Below are 15,858 nucleotides of genomic sequence, written 5' to 3'. Positions count from 1 at the left end.
TCGGGAACCGGCCTCCACGACCGGTCCGCAGCTCCGTCAGTGGGCGGCGGCGACCGCGGTCAGCAGGGCGCTACCGGCGGCCAGGCAGCCTGCGCCCAGCGCCGTCCACAGCAGATCCGAGACCACGAACCGGCCGGTCTCCGCCGCCGCCAGCACCACCCGGGCCGGCCGGCGCGCGTCGTAGGAAATACGGACGGAGGTGCCGGGCGAGAAGCGCGGCGGGCGGCGCAACGGGGTGTGGCCGCGCGGCCGGGTGAGCACCACCTCGGCCCTGCGGGCCGCGCCGGGGCCGTCGATCGCGGCCGGCGCGGAGAAGGTGAGCAACGGCGCGCTGTCGAGTTCGCCGTAGGTGTCCGTCTCGGCAACCACGGTGGCCACCGCCGGTACGCCCCGGCGGCGCGCGACGTGGCGAAGGCGTACTTCGGCGGCGCACCAGAGCAGCAGCGCGCCGCCGAACAGTGCGAGCACCGCGCCGCCCACCGTCGCCGTCGTCGTCTCCACCCCTCGGCCCCCAGCTCTGTCCACAGCCTGTGGACAGAGCCTCACAGCCGGGGGCCAACGGGGGAGAGCCGTTCGGCGACCGGCAGGCGAACCAGGGGGTACGGAGGGATGAACCGGGCCGCCGGCAGCACTCGGGCCGGGCCGACCGGCGGGGTCACCCGGCCCTGACTGCCGGGGGTCACCGGGCCCTGGCTGCCGGGGGTCACCGGGCCCTGGCTGCCGGGGCGCTCAGCCGGCCGGCTGGATGAACCCCTGCTCGGTGAGCAGCCGCAGCGACTCCGGCACCCGGTCCCGCAGCACCACCCGGTCCTCGCCGAGCAGTTGCGCGATGGCGTCCACGATCTCGCCCGCCGAGAGCGTCCCGTCGCAGACCCCGGCGAACCCGGCACCCACCGTGTCCACCTTGGTGGCCCGGCGCATGCCCCGATTGTGCCGGAGGATCACGTGCTCGGGGTCCTCCGCCCCGGGCGCGCCGACCTGCTCCTGCACCACCTCGTCGGCCAGCACGTACCGGGCCGCGAGCAGCCCGGCGTCGTCGTGCGTCCGCAGGAAGTCCTGCCGGGCGAACCACTCCTCGATGTGCGGGCCGAGCGGCTGCTCGACCGGGTGCGGCCACTCCTCCACCCGGACGGTCGGCTGCTCGGCACCGCCCGCCCGCAGCGTGATCCAGCCGAAGCCGATGCCCTCGACCCGGCCCGCCTCGAACGCGTCCAGCCACTCCCCGTACCGGGCCTGGTAGTCGCCGCCGGGGCCTCGGTGGTCCCCGCCGTCGCGCAGCCACAACTCGGCGTACTGGGCGACGTCCTGGACCTCCCGCTGGACGATCCAGGCGTCCAGGCCGGTGCCAGCCACCCAGCCGGCCAGCCGCTCGTGCCAGTCCTCGCCCTTGACGTGCTGCCAGTTGGCGAGCAACTGGCAGTAGCCGCCGGGCTCCAGGTGAGAGGCGGCGGAGCGGACCAGGCTGCGGCAGAGGTCATCACCGGCCATCCCGCCGTCGCGGTAGGTGAACCGGCCCGAGGGCGAGATCACGAACGGCGGGTTGGAGACGATCAGGTCGAACCTGCGCTCACCGACCGGCTCGAAGAGGCTGCCGGCCGCGGTGTCGGTGTTCTCGAAACCGGAGAGCGCGAGGGTCAGTTCGGTGAACCGGAGTGCACGCGCGTTGAGGTCGGTGGCGGTGACGCGCTGGGCGTGGCGGGCGGCGTGCAGCGCTTGCACACCGGAGCCCGAACCGAGGTCCAGGGCGGCGCGGACGGGCCTGCGCACGGTGATGTTGGCCAGCGTGGTGGACGCGCCGCCCACCCCGAGCACCAGATCCTTGCGGGCCACGCCGTGGGCGGTCTCGCCGGAGCCGATCCCGCCCGCGCCGCCGACCGCGCAGCCCAGGTCGGAGACCACCCAGGCGTCCGAACTCGGCAGCCCGGATACCTCGTTGGCATACGGGCGGACGTCCACGGTGGCCCGCACCAGATCGCCGTCCGGGCGCAGCCAACCGTCGGCCAGGCAGTCCTCGACCGGAAGTGCGGCGGCGGCCGCCCGGTACGGCACGGGCTGCTGGAGCAGGAACAGCCGCACAAGCGTCTCCAGCGGGCTGCCCCCGCGGGTCGCGCGCAGTGCCGGCACCGCCTCGCTGCGGGCCAGCGCCGCGTACCCGGTGGGCCCGAGCAGGTCGAGGCAGCCGTCGGCGGTGAACGAGGCGGCGAGCAGCGCCTCGCGCAGCTTGGCGAGGCGGGTCGGGTCGAGAACGGGGCTACTGATCACCCCGCCATTGTCCCCCGAGCCGCGGGGCACGCCCGCCCGCGTCGGGCGCCCGACGCGGGCCGGTCCGCCGCGAGCACCGGTCCGCCCGTGGCCCGCGAGTCCGCCGCGGGCACCGGTCCGCTGGGGGCACCGCGCCCGGCATGGCGCCGACAGCGGAAGCGCCCCCGCCGGCCGAGGGCCGACAGGGGCGTGGTGGTCCGGAGCGTGGCGCGCAGCGCCCGCGTCAGCTCGCCGACGGCGCCGGGGTGGACGGGCTGGACGGGGTGGCTGAGGCGGACGGGGCCGGCGTGCCACCGGCGTCCGTGGGCGTTGCACCGGCGGCCGGGCTCGCCGGGTCCGTCGAGCCCGGCGCGGGAGTACCGGTCGCGTCGCCGGCCGCCGGGGTGCCGCCCGCGCCTGCCGAGCCGCTCGCCCCGGCGGTCGGCGCCGCGGCGGCCGCGCCCGGCTTGCAGCCCTGCTGCTTGGCCATCGCGGCACCGAGCTCGCCGCGCTGGAGCTTGGCCTGTGCCTGGGTGGAGAGCGAGGCCAGTTGCTGCACCTGGTCGGCGACGCTGCGCAGCCCGTCCGCGAACTTCGCCTGGTCGGTGTTGGACAGCCCGTCCAGCTTCTTCTGGACGTCCAGGTAACCGTCGGCCGCCTTGTTCAGCTCGGTGACGGTGTCCTTCTGCAGGGTCGCGCCGTCGTCCACCTTGGGAGCCCCGGCCGAGTCGATGGCCGTGGCGATGTCCTGGTTGGTCTTGGCCAGCCGCCCGATGTCCGCGGAGAGGCGCTTCTGCAGGTCGGCCGGGGCCTCGCCGGTCTTCACCTGCCCGGTGTCCGCGAGCGCGGTCTGCGCCTGGGCGATCGGGTCCTTGGCCGCGCCGCAGACGCTGGTCGCCCAGGACTCCAGCTGCTTGCTGTTGTCGTCGCCGCAGCCGACGGCGCCGAACGCAAGCAGCGCGCCGAGCGCGGGTACGGCCAGCAGTCGCTTGTTCACCGGGAGAAGCCTTTCGGTTTCGGTCGTCTTCGGTCGTCGAACTGCGAACCTACACGGCCGCCGACCCGCCCCCGGTTCCCCCGTCCCGCCCCCGCACCGGCTCCGGCCCGTACCCGGGTTGCCTCCGGGCCGCGCCCCGCCGCGGTACAGGCCCGGCACGGACCAGGGAGGGGCCCGGGCGCCACCCGGGGCGGAACCGATGCAGAGCCGGTGCGGAGCGGGTTCAAGGAACCCGTGCGGGCCCGGTTCGAACACGCTTCAGGCCCGGCTGACGGGCGCCTCAGGCCCGGTTCAAGCGCGCGTCAGGCCCGCTCGACCCGGATCGGATCGCCCGGCCGGACGGTACGCAAGACCTGGGCGTCGCCGTCCAGCTCGCCGAGGATGTTGCACGGGCTGGCCAGCCGGCACTCCCCGTCCCGCGAGATCGGCGTCGGACCGTACGGGAGCGCGAGGCTGTCGCCGTCCGTCCAGAACGCCACCGTGCCGGGCTCGACGACCTGCCGGGCGTCGTGCTCCCGCAGCACGCTGACCGGGGTGTCGAAATAGACCTCCTCACCCCAGGTGTTCGCCGACGAACTGATCGGCAGTGCGGCCCAGAGCAGTTCGGAGGTGGGCGTGGCCGCCAGCGTGGCGGTCGCCTGACCGGCCGGCCACCGAATGCGTATCCGCATGGGTTCCCTCTTCTACGACGGGTCCGATCACCGATCGGACCCGTCGTGCCGAGAGCAGCGAACCGCCAGGCTCAACAATTTGTCAAAGCACGCCCGGGAATTGGACCATCCGGGACCTCGGGAGCAGGGAAACGAGCGGCCTCAGGGGCCGGGGAGACGAGCGACCTCACACTCGGGAAATCCGAGGCCCGGGGTCAGACCGCCACGGCGTCGACCGAGACCGGCCAGCTCATCCTGATCAGGCCACCGCCGGAGCCGCTGGTGACCTCCAGGTCCTCGACCAGTCCGGTGATGACCGCGAGGCCCAGGGTGTCCTCGTCCGGATCGGCCCCTGCGGCCGCGCCCGGAGCCGGGACGCTGGCGGGGCCCGCCTCGTCCTCGACCTCGATGAGGAAACGCTTCTCCTGATCCGTGAGCGCCACCCGGACCGCACCGGTAACGCCACCGCGCTGGTGCAGACCGACGGCACGGGAGCACGCCTCACCCACGGCGAGCCGCACCTCGTCGAGCACCGACTCGTCGACCCCCGCTCGTCTCGCGACTGCCGCGGCGACCAGCCGGGCCGTACGCACATGCTCGGGAAGCGCACTGAATCGAAGTTCGACGGTTGCCATCTTCTCCCCCTCGGGGTGTCCGACCGGGGCCGGGCATGCGGCCCCGCGGGCCGGTCTCACCGGCCCTGAGGCGGCCGGGGCGGCCGGGGCCACGAGGGCCCCGGCGCACCCGGACGCATGGATCGGGCGGACCGGCACAGAGGCCGGCCCGGCCGCGTCAGTCGGTCGAGTTGACCGCGTCGTCCACCGAGGTGTGGATCGGGAAGACCTTGGTCAGGCCGGTGATGCGGAAGATCTTCAGGATGCGCTCCTGGTTGCACACCAGGCGCAGCGAGCCCTCGTGGGCCCGCACTCGCTTCAGACCGCCCACCAGCACGCCCAGACCGGTCGAGTCGAGGAAGTCCACGCCCTCCATGTCGACGACGAGGTGGTAGTTGCCGTCGTTGACGAGCTCGACCAACTGCTCACGCAGCTTCGGGGCGGTGTACACATCGATCTCGCCGCCAACCTCGACGACCGTGCGATCGCCGACTGTACGGGTCGACAGGGACAGGTCCACGGAACCTCCAGCACCTTGCCTTGCTACGTCATTGCGATCTTCGGCCGGACGGCCGCCACCGCATGGTCGCGAGCCCCGGGCACGCCCAGCCAACGCGTGGCAAGCCTCAGCGCTGCGACCCCCGGCCGTACGGCCGTCACGGCCACATTCAACCACCTGCGACCATGCCCGCACGATGGCTTACAACGATTCTCCGTCACGCCGGTGACACACTGGGTCCTCATGCCGCCCCGTCACAGCCTGCCCGAGGCACTGCTCACGACCCTGTCCACCACCCGGGGGCGGTCGGACCGGCTCACCCATACGGAGCACCTTCCCGCCCGAGCCGCCCGTTATTCGCCATGGCCCGACTCGATCCGGCCCGAGATCGTGACCGCCGCCCGGGAGCTCGGCGCGGGACAGCCCTGGGCCCATCAGGCGGAAGCGATGAATCTGGCCAAAAGCGGCCATTCTGTGGTGATCGCCACAGGCACCGCCTCGGGCAAGTCGCTCGGCTATCTGGCCCCGGTGCTCAGCGACCTCCTGGACGGCACCGAGGCCCGCAACGGCCGCGGCGCCACCGCGCTGTACCTGGCCCCGACCAAGGCGCTCGCCGCCGACCAGCGCCGCCGGGCCGCCGAACTCGCCCCGCCCAGGGTCCGGGCCGCCCTCTACGACGGCGACACCCCGCCCGAGGAGCGCGAGTGGGTCCGCCAGTACGCCTCGTACGTGCTCACCAACCCGGACATGCTGCACCGCGGCATCCTGCCTGCCCATGCCCGCTGGTCCTCCTTCCTCAAAACGCTGCGCTACGTGGTGGTGGACGAGTGCCACAGCTACCGGGGCGTCTTCGGCTCGCACGTCGCCCAGGTACTGCGGCGGCTGCGCCGGATCTGCGCCCGGTACGGCTCCTCGCCCACCTTCCTGCTCGCCTCGGCCACCACCGCCGACCCGGCCGCCACCGCCCACCGGCTCACCGGGGTACCGGCCGAGGCGGTCACCGAGGACGCCTCGCCGCGCGGCCCGATGCTCTTCGGCCTCTGGGAGCCGCCGCTCACGGAGAACGTCGGCGAGCACGGCGCACCCGTCCGCCGGACGGCCACCGCCGAGGCCGCCCACCTGCTGACCGACCTGGTCGAGCGGCAGACCCGCACCGTCGTCTTCGTCCGCTCCCGCCGCGCCGCCGAACTCGTCGCGCTGCAGGCCCAGGACCAGCTCGGCCGACCGCTCGCCGACCGGGTGGCCGCCTACCGCGGCGGCTACCTCGCCGACGAACGCCGGGCCCTCGAACGCGACCTGCACACCGGCCGGCTCCTCGGCCTCGCCTCCACCTCCGCTCTCGAACTCGGCGTCGACATCTCCGGCCTCGACGCCGTCCTGATGGCCGGCTACCCCGGCACCCGGGCCTCGCTCTGGCAGCAGGCCGGCCGGGCCGGGCGCGAGGCCCAGGGCGCGCTCGCCATCCTGATCGCCCGCGACGACCCGCTGGACACCTACCTGGTGCACCACCCCGAGGCCCTGTTCGCCACACCCGTCGAAGCCACCGTGCTCGACCCCGACAACCCGCACGTGCTCGCGCCGCACCTGTGCGCGGCCGCCGCCGAACTGCCGCTCACCGATGCCGACCTGGAGCTGTTCGGCCCCTCCGCCGGCCCGCTGCTGCCCGTCCTGGAACGCCGCGGACTGCTCCGCCGCCGTGGCGAGGCCTGGTACTGGACCCGCCGCGAACGGGCCGCCGACGCAGTCGACCTGCGCGGCAGCGGCGGCAGCCCGGTGCAGATCGTCGAGGCCCCGACCGGGCGGCTGCTCGGCACGGTGGACGCCTCCGCCGCCCACACCACCGTCCACACCGGAGCCGTCCACCTCCACCAGGGGCGCAGCTACCTCGTCCGGGAACTCGACCTGGAGACCTCCGTCGCGCTGGTCGAGCCGGCCGATCCGCCGTACACGACGGCCGCCCGGGACATCACCTCCATCTCCGTGCTCTCCACCGACACCACCGTCGACTGGGGCGAAGGCCGGCTCAGCTTCGGCTCGGTGGAGGTGGTCAACCAGGTGGTCGGCTACCTCCGCAAGCGGATCTCCACCGGGGAGATCATGGGCGAGACCAGGCTCGACCTGCCGCCCCGCACCCTGCGCACCCGGGCGGTCTGGTGGTCCGTCACCGAGGACCAGTTGCTCGACGCGGACATCCCGCCCGACCAGCTGCCCGGAGCCGCCCACGCCGCCGAGCACGCCTCCATCGGGCTGCTGCCGCTGTTCGCCACCTGTGACCGCTGGGACATCGGGGGCGTCTCGGTGCCTCTGCACCCCGACACCGAGCTGCCCACCGTGTTCGTCTACGACGGCCACCCCGGTGGGGCCGGGTTCGCCGAACGCGGTTTCCGGCGGGCCGTCCAGTGGCTGACGGCCACCCGGGAGGCGATCGCCGCCTGCGAGTGCGAGCGCGGGTGCCCCTCGTGCGTGCAGTCGCCCAAATGCGGCAACGGCAACGACCCGCTGGACAAGGCGGCCGCCGTCCGACTCCTGGACATCCTGCTCGCCGGCGCCCCGACAGCGCCGAGCGAAGCCGGGGCCGCGACCGGGCCGGCCCGGGAATCGGCCCAGGAGGTGGCGGAGGAAGCTCAGGAGGCGGCCCGGGAGGCGGCGGAGGAGGCGGCGGAAGCCGATGCCTCCGCCGAGACCGCAGAGGACTCATGAGCCACCCGCCGTCGCACTGAGGCCGGCATCCGCCTCGGCACCCACCGTGGCGGATGCCGAGGCGGACGTCGCGGCATCCGCCACGGCAGCCGTCGCGCGGACCGGGCCGGCGCGGGACCGTGCACGGGCCGGTCCGACCGGCAGCCGCACGGGCAGCCCACCGACCGGCACTTCGGCTACCACCTCGACGGCGTCCGCCTCCCGGTCCACCGTGCAGGAGACCACGGTGGCCGCCTGCGCGGCAGCGATCCCGGCCGCCCGCCCGCAACCGCCGTCCACGTCCAGCAGCAGCCGGTCCGCGGCCGCGAGGGCCGCCAGGTCGGCGGCGGACTCCGCCCGGTGCCGGGCGCCGGCCGCCGCACCCACCGCGAGCGTGGCCGTGAACGCTGCGCACCCGAGCACCGCGAACGCGACCAGCCACACCGTCGCGGACCCAGCGTCGGCCCCGCGCCCCGCAGCCGCCCGGGCGGTGCGGACCCGCGCCACCCTCCGCACCGCTGCGGCAAGCCCGGCCGCAGCCCGCCTCAGGGCGGCCACGGGCCACCACCGCCTCCGCCACCCGCCAGGGTGTCCTCCCGTGCCGCCACGGCCGCCGCGCCCAGCCGCACCGAGAGCAGCGAGCCGAGCCGGCCGGGCGGCGACGACGGTGCGTCCACCCTGACCCGGACGGTGTCGGCCGCCACCACGATCTGCACGTCCGCCCCGGACGGGGCCGCCGAACGGGCGATAGCGGCGGCGTCCGCCTCTCCGCGCGCGGCCGCCCTGGCACCCACGCTCGCCGCGTCCACGCAGCGGATCTGTGCGCCCGCCGCGAGCACGCCCCAGATCAGCATCACGGCGAGCAGCACCAAGGCCGGCAGGGCGACCGCCGTCTCGGCCGTGACGAAGCCCGCATCGCCCCGACGCAGGCCCCTGCGCCGCTGACCCCGACCCTGATTGGGGACCCGAACGCGGCGGCTCCCGGTGTGCCGGCGGATCGACCGAGGCCGCTCCGCCGACGGATCATCACGTCGCATGGAGCGCCCGGTCCAGGAGCTCGGTCAACCCGCCGATCATGGTCGGACTGGTCACCACCTTGTACAGCCCGGCCGCCAGGGCGCACGCCCCGAGCGTGCCGACCGCATACTCGGCCGTGGTCATGCCGGCGTCCGACCTGCCCCTGACCCGGACCGACCGCCGGGCCCGCCCGGCCACCCACAGGCCCCGGCGCCGGCACAGCTCGTACAGGCGACGGCCGGGACGCCCGTCGACGATCTCCGGTGTGATCACTACAGTCATGGAACTCTCCTCCGATGATTGATGGTTGACATCGATTTCCCAAGCGGACATTGCCCCGCACCACGCGGGCACCGCCCCGTACAGGACCGCCGCGCAGAACCGCCCGCACAGGACCGCCCGCGCGGACACCGCCCCGCCCGCACGCTCCCGCCACCGGCTCACATCGCCTGGGCGAAGCGAGTGGTGAGCCCGATGACCACCGGGACGACGCTGATCAGCACGAACGCCGGGAGGAAGCAGAGCCCCAACGGCGCCGTCGCGAGGACCCCGGCGCGGCGGACGCGGGCGTGCGCCGTACGGGCAGCCGCCGTCCGCCGGCCGTGTGCCAGACCGATCAGCGGCCCGGCCGCCGGAGCCCCGCTGAGGCTCGTCCGGACCAGACAGCGGGCCAGCGGCGCCAACGCCGGGCGCTCTCCGCCCAGCCTGGTCCAGCAGACCTCCGGCGGTGCTCCCAGAGCCAGTTCCGCCGCGATCGCCACCAGCCGGGGCCCCATGGGGGCGCCGACGCTCCGGCCGACCGCCGCCACCGCCACGGCCGGCGAGGCCGCCGAACCGAGGCAGGCCGCCAGCAGCTCCGCCGTGAGCGGAAGCTGCCGGGCGAGCTGCTCCTCCTCCAGGGCAGCCCGCCGTTCGTCCGGGGACCTCGCCTTCGGCAGCCACCGGCACAGCGCGGCGGCCAGCAGGACGCCCACCGCCAGTCCGGCACCGCCGCCCAGCGCCACGGCCGCACCGAGGCCGGCAGCGACCGCCAAGGCCGCCCGCCGGGCGCGCCCCGCGCCGTCGGATCCCGGCGCCGGGATCCGCGCACCCCACCTGCCCCGCACCGGCCCTCCCCACCGCCGGGCGGCCCGCCCGAGGGGCCGGCCCCGGGCCTGGATCCAGGCCGACCTCCGACGCCCCGCCCACCGCATCGCTCCTCGCCGCAGGAGCAATGCTCCCGCTGCCACCATCGGCGCCGCCGGCACCAGGACGCTCCAACCAGCCCCCGGCTTCATGTCGACATCACCTCGGCCCGGAACGACCCGCTCGGCCGCCCCGGCCGCGCCTTCGTGCGCGAGATGCCGCACCGCCACCGGCCATCGCCGGCCCAGACCGCACCCCCGGCCCGGAGCTCCTCCCGTTCAGCGCTCCTGGGCGCTTCCACGGCCCCTCGCGCCGCCGCCCGGACGATCCGCGCCGTCCACGCCAGGCCCAGCCCCTCCAGGGCCGCCCCGCCCGCCAGACAGGCCAGCCCGGCGGGAGTGTGGAGCAGGACGGCCACCGGCCGGGCCCCGAGCGCCACCCCGAGCAGCAGCCCGGCGGCGGGGAGCGCCGCCAGGACCGCGATCGTGGTCCGCGGCGCCGCCAGCTCCGCGGCGATCTCCTCGGCCAGCGCCTGCTCCGCGCGCAGCGCCTCGGCAACCCCGTCCAGCCCCGCTGCCAAGCCCGAACCCCCGTCGGCAGTGACCCGCCAGCAGGCGGCGATCGCCGTCGCCCCGCTGCCGCCCGGCAGCTCGGCGAGCAGTTGGAACGCCAGCGGGACGTCCCCGCCGTAGCGGCCGGCCGCCAGCCGGGCCACCGGCTCCTCGCCGATCCGGTGCAGCGCCTCGCGGTCCGCGGCAATACGCGCCGTCACCACGTGCAGCGCCTGTTCGGGTGTCGCCCCGCTCCGCAACTCCCCTGCCAGCCCGGCACAGAGCTCGACGATCGCCGCCGACCGGTGCCGGCCCGCCGCCGTCACGCTGCGCCGCTGCCGCCAGCGGCGCAGCGGAAGGTAGGCCAGTGCGGCCGCCAGCAGCGGGACGGGCGAGCCCACCCCCGGCCACGCCGCCAACCCTGCCGGGAACAGCAGCAGTTCGGGCATCAGCCAATCTGGTCTGCGGAGCGGCCACCACCTGGCATCCACCACCGCCGGGCCCCGGTGCGCGGCCGCCCTCCTGCTGCCGTCGCCTTCACCGGCCGGCAGGAGCACGTGCCGGCGAGCGCCCGCCGCCGCCCGCTGCAGCGCGTACCACCCGGCCGACGCCGCGACGCAGAGCACCATCACCCAGCACAGCAACAGCTGATCTTTCGCCACGTCAGCGACCACCCTTCTCCCCGGCCTTCCCTCGCCATGGCCCGAGCAGTGCCCAGGCGCCCGCCACACACCCGCACAGCAGCAGGACGAACAGCCCTTCCACCGCCCGTACCGCCGTCACGGCAGCCCCCCGGCGAGCGTCACCCCGCGCGCCGCCAGCAGCCGGAGCAGCCGCTCCCAGCCCTCGCCGGGGAGGGCCGTGCCGTCCGCCGCGAAGGTCACCGCCGGCGTGGTGACCGCCACGCCGTCGCGATCACCGGCCAGTGTGTGGATCTCGGCGACCCGGCGCCGTCCGGAGGCCGGCTCCCGCACCAGGTGCACCACCAGGTCGAGGGCGGCCCGGAGTTGGCTGTGCAGGGCCGGCCGGTCAAGCCCGGCGAGCGACCCCAGCGCCTCCAGCCGGACCGGCACGTCCGCCGCGGTGTTCGCGTGCACGGTGCCGCAGCCACCCTCGTGGCCGGTGTTCAACGCGGCCAGCAGGTCCGATACTTCGGCACCCCGGACCTCCCCGACGACCAGCCGGTCCGGACGCATCCGCAGGGCCTGCCGGACGAGGTCGCGCAGGGTGAGCTCGCCGAGCCCCTCCTGGTTGGGCGGGCGGCTCTGCAGCCGGACCACGTGCGGGTGGGCCGGCCGCAGCTCGGCCGAGTCCTCCACGACGACGATCCGCTCGTCCGGCCCGACCAGCCCGAGCAACGCCGCCAGGAGGGTTGTCTTCCCCGTCCCCGTCCCGCCACTGATCAGCAGGGACAGCCGCGCCCGCAGGATGCCCGCCAGCAGTTCGGCACCGGCCGCAGGCAGCGCCCCGCCGGCCACCAGCTCGTCGAGTGTGAGCGGGCGCGGCCGGCAGACCCGCAGGGAGATGTGGGTGCAGCCGGTGGCGATGGGCGGCAGCACCGCGTGCAGCCGGGTGCCGTCCGGCAGCCGCGCGTCCACCCAGGGCCGGGCATCGTCCAGCCGTCGCCCGGCCGCGGTCGCGAGCCGGTGCGCCAGCCGCCGGACCGCCTCGGCGTCCGTGAAGCGGACCCCGGCGGCCCGCCGGAGCCCGCCGCCCCGGTCGACCCAGACCTCGTCCGGGCCGTTGACCAGGACGTCCGTGACATCCGGCGCCGCCAGCAGCCGGTCCAGCGGGCCCGCACCGACCAGCTCGGCCCGCAGCGATCGCACGGTGTCGAGGACGTCGTCGCCGCCGAGCGGCGGCCGGGTGGCCCGCAGCACCGCCGCGACGGACCCGGCCGTCGGCGGCGCTCCGGACTCGGCCAGCCTGAGCCTCACGGCGTCGACCAGCGCGGCCGTACGTTCCTCCCGGGCCGTGCGCCCGTACGGGGGCGGCTCGGCCCGCGAACCCGGCTCCGGGGGCCCGCCGGTCGCCGTGACGCTCCTGAGCAGCCGGTGCTCCCGCGCACCGCCGCCCCGGTCACCGGCACCGGCACCGGCACCGGCACCGAGGCCGCCCCCGGCCGCATTGCTTGTTCTGCGCAGACGGACCATCAGTAGACACCTCCTCCGACCGCCGGAACCGGCGGCAGCACCTCGTCCAGGAAGGTTTCGCAGAAGCGCGCCAGCGGGCCGTTCTCACGGATCCCGGGCGGCACGCCCTGCTCGACGTCGGCGGCCAGCCCGGGCTCCGCCCCCAGCTCTCCGGCGAGCCGCAGCCGCAGCCCCCGCGCGATCCGGTGGGCCGGGAGCCCGAACGGCCGCATCGGGCGCACCACCATCCGGACGTCGTCGAGCCGCATCCGCACGGACGCCGCGACCCGGTCGGCGGCGGCCACCGCTCTCAGCTCGGCGGGCACCACCAGCAGCGCCGTGTCGGACTGCTCCAACGCCTGCCCGGCCGCCGGATCGAGGTGGCGCGGCACGTCCACCACGACCAGGCCACCGCGCCGACGGGCGGCTGCCAGCACGCTGCGCATGGCCTCGGGCGGTACGGCGAGCGTGTCACCGCGGTCCCAGGACAGGCAGGACAGCGTGGTCAGCCGTTTCATCACCGGCAGCGCCTTGGCCAGCTCGGCGCCGCTGACCCGGCCGCGTGAACCCGCCAGGTCGGGCCAACGCAGGCCGCCGGCCGTCTCGCCGCCGAGCAGGATGTCGAGCCCGCCGCCCAGCGGGTCGCCGTCGACGAGTATGGTCCGCCGGCCCGTGCGCGCGGCCGTGACCGCGAGCGCGCAGGCCAGGGTGGAGGCACCGGCTCCGCCCCGGCCGCCGAGTACCGCGACGGTGAGCGCCGGCGTGCCGACACCCTCCGCCGCGTCGGCGATCCGGTCGAGCAGCCAGGCCTCGGCGTCCGGCAGGAACAGCACGTGCTCAGCTCCGAGTTGGACGGCTCTGACCCAGACCCCGGGGTCGTCGAGGTCCAGCCCGAGCAGCAGCACCCCGGTGCGCCGGGGGAGCCCGGCGCACCGCTCGGCCTGGTCGTCGCCGACCAGCACGAGCGACGAGCCCTCCCAGAGCCCGCGCGGCGGCGGGGAACCCCGGATCAGCCGGGGTTCCGTCCCGGCCGCCGCGCAGAGCCGCAGCAGGTGCTCGGCCAGGCTCTCGTCCTCGGTGACCACGAGCGGGCCGGCGGCCTCCGGCCCGTGGGTCGAGGCATGGCCGGTGATCGGTGTCGACATGGCGGTCTCCCCTCTGCGGCGTCCGTCCGCGTAGGGCGGTACGGGCGCACGTCCGGACAGGTCCGGCAGGCGGCCGACCGGGGGCGCCCTGCTCGGGGCCCGGCAACCGCTGCCGTCCATCACGGTGGGGGGTGATCCTGATTCCGTCAGCCCGGTTCCGAATGCCTGTGGACAACTCGGGCCTGTGGATAACTACGTTCACCCGGACGGGGGGCTATTGAGCAAAGAATTGACGAAACGGCCTCACCGAGAAGACCCGGCACAGCTCGCACGAGGCACGGCCGGCCCTCGGGCAAGGTCCGCAATGATGGTCCCCGGGCCATCTCCGCCATCTCTCCGGAGTCTCGTGACGGATCTCTTCGGGGATCTCACCGTGGGCGTTTCCGGGCCTCCACGGACCTCGCGCGGACCCTGGGCAGCGATGAGCAGCCGGCAACACAGAGTGACGAAACCAGACGGGTGGGGCCGCGCCCCGACACCCCCTGTAGACGCCCGGCAGAGCCGGTGCGGATTCCTCCGCAGAAGCCGTTCAAGCCCTGAAAATGGCCCCGGACGTGCGACGACCCCCGCCGGGGGGGAGAGCGGGGGTCGTCTATCCACAGCCCGACTCGGGGGGGAGGAGCCGGACCGGGTTAGCACGGTCGCGAACGATCCGTGACTTCCATGGTGTACCCGAGCGGCCAGAAACACAAACCCGCACGCCCACGAGTACGCCGAATGGCGGGCTCTTTTGTGGCGCCCTCTATCCTCGGTTCCCGTGGACACCACCGAGAACGCCGACGAGTACGCCGACAAGTCCCCGGGCTCCACCGCCGAGCCCGCCGCGTCGGCCGAGAGCGCCGCCCCGACGCCTCCGGCCGCCCGCCCGCGCCCGGCCGGCCCCAGGACGGCGGCCTTCTTCGATCTCGACAAGACCATCATCGCCAAGTCGAGCGCCCTCGCCTTCAGCCGGCCGTTCTACCAGGGCGGTCTGATCAACCGTCGGGCCGTACTGCGCAGTGCCTACGCCCAGTTCGTCTTCCTGGTCGGCGGCGCGGACCACGACCAGATGGAGAGGATGCGCGAGTACCTCTCCGCGCTCACCCGGGGCTGGAACGTCCAGCAGGTCCGCGAGATCGTCGCCGAGACCCTGCACAACCTCATCGACCCGATCATCTACGACGAGGCTGCCTCCCTGATCGAGCAGCACCATGCGGCCGGCCGCGACGTGGTGATCGTCAGCAGCTCCGGCTCCGAGGTGGTCGAGCCGATCGGCGCGCTGCTCGGCGCGGACCATGTGATCGCCACGCGGCTGAAGATCGAGGACGGCTGCTACACCGGCGAGATCGACTACTACGCCTACGCCGAGAACAAGGCGGCCGCCATCCGGGAGTTGGCCGAGTCCGAGGGGTACGACCTCTCCGAGTGCTACGCCTACAGCGACTCCTCCACCGACCTGCCGCTGCTGGAGGCGGTTGGTCACCCTTCCGCCGTCAACCCGGACCGCGCCCTGCGCAAGGAGGCGGTGGCGCGCGAGTGGCCGGTGCTGGTCTTCGACCGACCGGTGGAACTGCGGCGGCGGCTCCCGGAGTTCTCCGCACCGAGCCGCTCGGTGCTGACCGCGGTGGCGATCGGCACGGCGGTGCTGACCGCCGGAGTGATCTGGTACGCGGCGCGGCGGCGCCGCCCTGCGGCCTGAGCGACCGACCGTCCCGCCCGGGCGGGCTCCGCCCCGGCGCCCGAACGGCATCCCGCCCCAGTTGCAGGCCCCGGGAGCACAACAAGCCCAACCAGTACGGTTTGGGACAAAAGGGGCAAAAGCCGAAGACTTCTCGTTTCGGGTTCCCCTTTCGCCCGAAACGCGATACAAATGAAGCACGGCCCGCGAGACCCGGTCAGGACCCGAAGAGGTCAAACCGACAACGCAGTTCAGGCCCCACGGACCGCGTACAGATAACCGAGCACCCACATGCAGCCGACCCGCTGTCGGGCCGCCGCACCAGACGAACGGGCAGGATCCCCGTCTGATGGGCACTTCCGGTGCATGCATGGTCACCCGGTACCTGTACCAGCGGCGGCACCCGGCAGGATCAGGTGCCGCCGCATCTCGCTGTTCGGACCCGGGATCTCGCCGTTCGTGGCGGCGCGGCCTCGGGACCTCGCCGTTCGGGCCGGCCCGGGCAGAGTCCGGTCCGGCGGCAGGCCCCGGCGGGCAGGCCGGGGCCGGGC

The 15,858-nt window shown here is 74.8% G+C and carries 15 protein-coding genes; 2 read left to right on the top strand and 13 right to left on the bottom strand.

Features of this window, described 5'->3' with window-relative positions; genetic code table 11:
- Positions 1–36 precede the first annotated feature (36 nt).
- The 6 genes from OG286_RS21915 to bldG all read right to left on the bottom strand — a co-directional run bounded on the left by OG286_RS21915 (position 37) and on the right by bldG (position 5,022).
- Positions 37–501, bottom strand: coding sequence for a DUF3592 domain-containing protein (locus tag OG286_RS21915; RefSeq protein WP_396322051.1), 465 nt, complete (start codon positions 499–501; stop codon positions 37–39).
- A 228-nt stretch (positions 502–729) separates the two neighbouring features.
- Positions 730–2,262, bottom strand: a complete 1,533-nt coding sequence (locus OG286_RS21910; RefSeq protein WP_396322052.1) for a methyltransferase — start codon at positions 2,260–2,262, stop codon at positions 730–732.
- Positions 2,263–2,485: 223 nt separating this feature from the next.
- Positions 2,486–3,238, bottom strand: a complete 753-nt coding sequence (locus OG286_RS21905) for a small secreted protein (RefSeq protein ID WP_396322053.1) — start codon at positions 3,236–3,238, stop codon at positions 2,486–2,488.
- 302 nt (positions 3,239–3,540) lie between these two features.
- Positions 3,541–3,909: a cyclophilin-like fold protein gene (locus tag OG286_RS21900; protein ID WP_396322054.1), complete on the bottom strand. Its 369-nt coding sequence runs from the start codon at positions 3,907–3,909 to the stop codon at positions 3,541–3,543.
- Between the two features lie 194 nt (positions 3,910–4,103).
- The gene (locus OG286_RS21895; RefSeq protein ID WP_396322055.1) at positions 4,104–4,523 is read right to left on the bottom strand and encodes an ATP-binding protein; all 420 of its coding nucleotides are present in this window, start codon (positions 4,521–4,523) and stop codon (positions 4,104–4,106) included.
- A gap of 157 nt (positions 4,524–4,680) precedes the next feature.
- The gene (gene bldG / locus OG286_RS21890; protein ID WP_148644090.1) at positions 4,681–5,022 is read right to left on the bottom strand and encodes an anti-sigma factor antagonist BldG; all 342 of its coding nucleotides are present in this window, start codon (positions 5,020–5,022) and stop codon (positions 4,681–4,683) included.
- A 222-nt stretch (positions 5,023–5,244) separates the two neighbouring features.
- Here bldG and OG286_RS21885 point away from each other — a divergent pair, with 222 nt between their 5' ends.
- Positions 5,245–7,701: a DEAD/DEAH box helicase gene (locus tag OG286_RS21885; protein ID WP_396322056.1), complete on the top strand. Its 2,457-nt coding sequence runs from the start codon at positions 5,245–5,247 to the stop codon at positions 7,699–7,701.
- On the opposite strand, the gene OG286_RS21880 is transcribed toward OG286_RS21885, so the two are convergent.
- From OG286_RS21880 to ssd, 7 genes are all read right to left on the bottom strand, one after another.
- Positions 7,696–8,187, bottom strand: a complete 492-nt coding sequence (locus tag OG286_RS21880; RefSeq protein WP_405365710.1) for an Rv3654c family TadE-like protein — start codon at positions 8,185–8,187, stop codon at positions 7,696–7,698. The genes OG286_RS21885 and OG286_RS21880 overlap by 6 nt on opposite strands.
- 38 nt (positions 8,188–8,225) lie before the next feature.
- Positions 8,226–8,609 carry a TadE family type IV pilus minor pilin gene (locus OG286_RS21875; protein ID WP_405366075.1) on the bottom strand — a complete coding sequence of 128 codons (384 nt, stop codon included), beginning with the start codon at positions 8,607–8,609 and terminating at the stop codon, positions 8,226–8,228.
- 97 nt (positions 8,610–8,706) lie between these two features.
- The gene (locus OG286_RS21870; RefSeq protein ID WP_396322058.1) at positions 8,707–8,979 is read right to left on the bottom strand and encodes a DUF4244 domain-containing protein; all 273 of its coding nucleotides are present in this window, start codon (positions 8,977–8,979) and stop codon (positions 8,707–8,709) included.
- Between the two features lie 158 nt (positions 8,980–9,137).
- Positions 9,138–9,731 (bottom strand): type II secretion system F family protein, encoded by a 594-nt coding sequence (locus OG286_RS21865; RefSeq protein ID WP_396322059.1) that lies wholly within the window; start codon positions 9,729–9,731, stop codon positions 9,138–9,140.
- Positions 9,732–9,970: 239 nt separating this feature from the next.
- Positions 9,971–11,035, bottom strand: coding sequence for a type II secretion system F family protein (locus tag OG286_RS21860; protein WP_396322060.1), 1,065 nt, complete (start codon positions 11,033–11,035; stop codon positions 9,971–9,973).
- 117 nt (positions 11,036–11,152) lie between these two features.
- Complete coding sequence (locus OG286_RS21855; protein ID WP_396322061.1) at positions 11,153–12,526, bottom strand: TadA family conjugal transfer-associated ATPase; 1,374 nt, start codon at positions 12,524–12,526, stop codon at positions 11,153–11,155.
- Positions 12,526–13,650 carry a septum site-determining protein Ssd gene (gene ssd / locus OG286_RS21850; protein WP_405365709.1) on the bottom strand — a complete coding sequence of 375 codons (1,125 nt, stop codon included), beginning with the start codon at positions 13,648–13,650 and terminating at the stop codon, positions 12,526–12,528. Before ssd ends, OG286_RS21855 begins: the two co-directional genes overlap by 1 nt.
- A 757-nt stretch (positions 13,651–14,407) precedes the next feature.
- On the opposite strand from ssd, the gene OG286_RS21845 reads away from it, so the two are divergent.
- Positions 14,408–15,328 carry an HAD family hydrolase gene (locus tag OG286_RS21845; protein WP_396322063.1) on the top strand — a complete coding sequence of 307 codons (921 nt, stop codon included), beginning with the start codon at positions 14,408–14,410 and terminating at the stop codon, positions 15,326–15,328.
- Positions 15,329–15,858 lie beyond the last annotated feature (530 nt).

Origin of the sequence: Kitasatospora sp. NBC_00039 (genome assembly GCF_045160625.1) — a bacterium.
GTDB lineage: Bacteria > Actinomycetota > Actinomycetes > Streptomycetales > Streptomycetaceae > Kitasatospora.
This window is presented reverse-complemented; position numbering and strand designations above follow the sequence as displayed.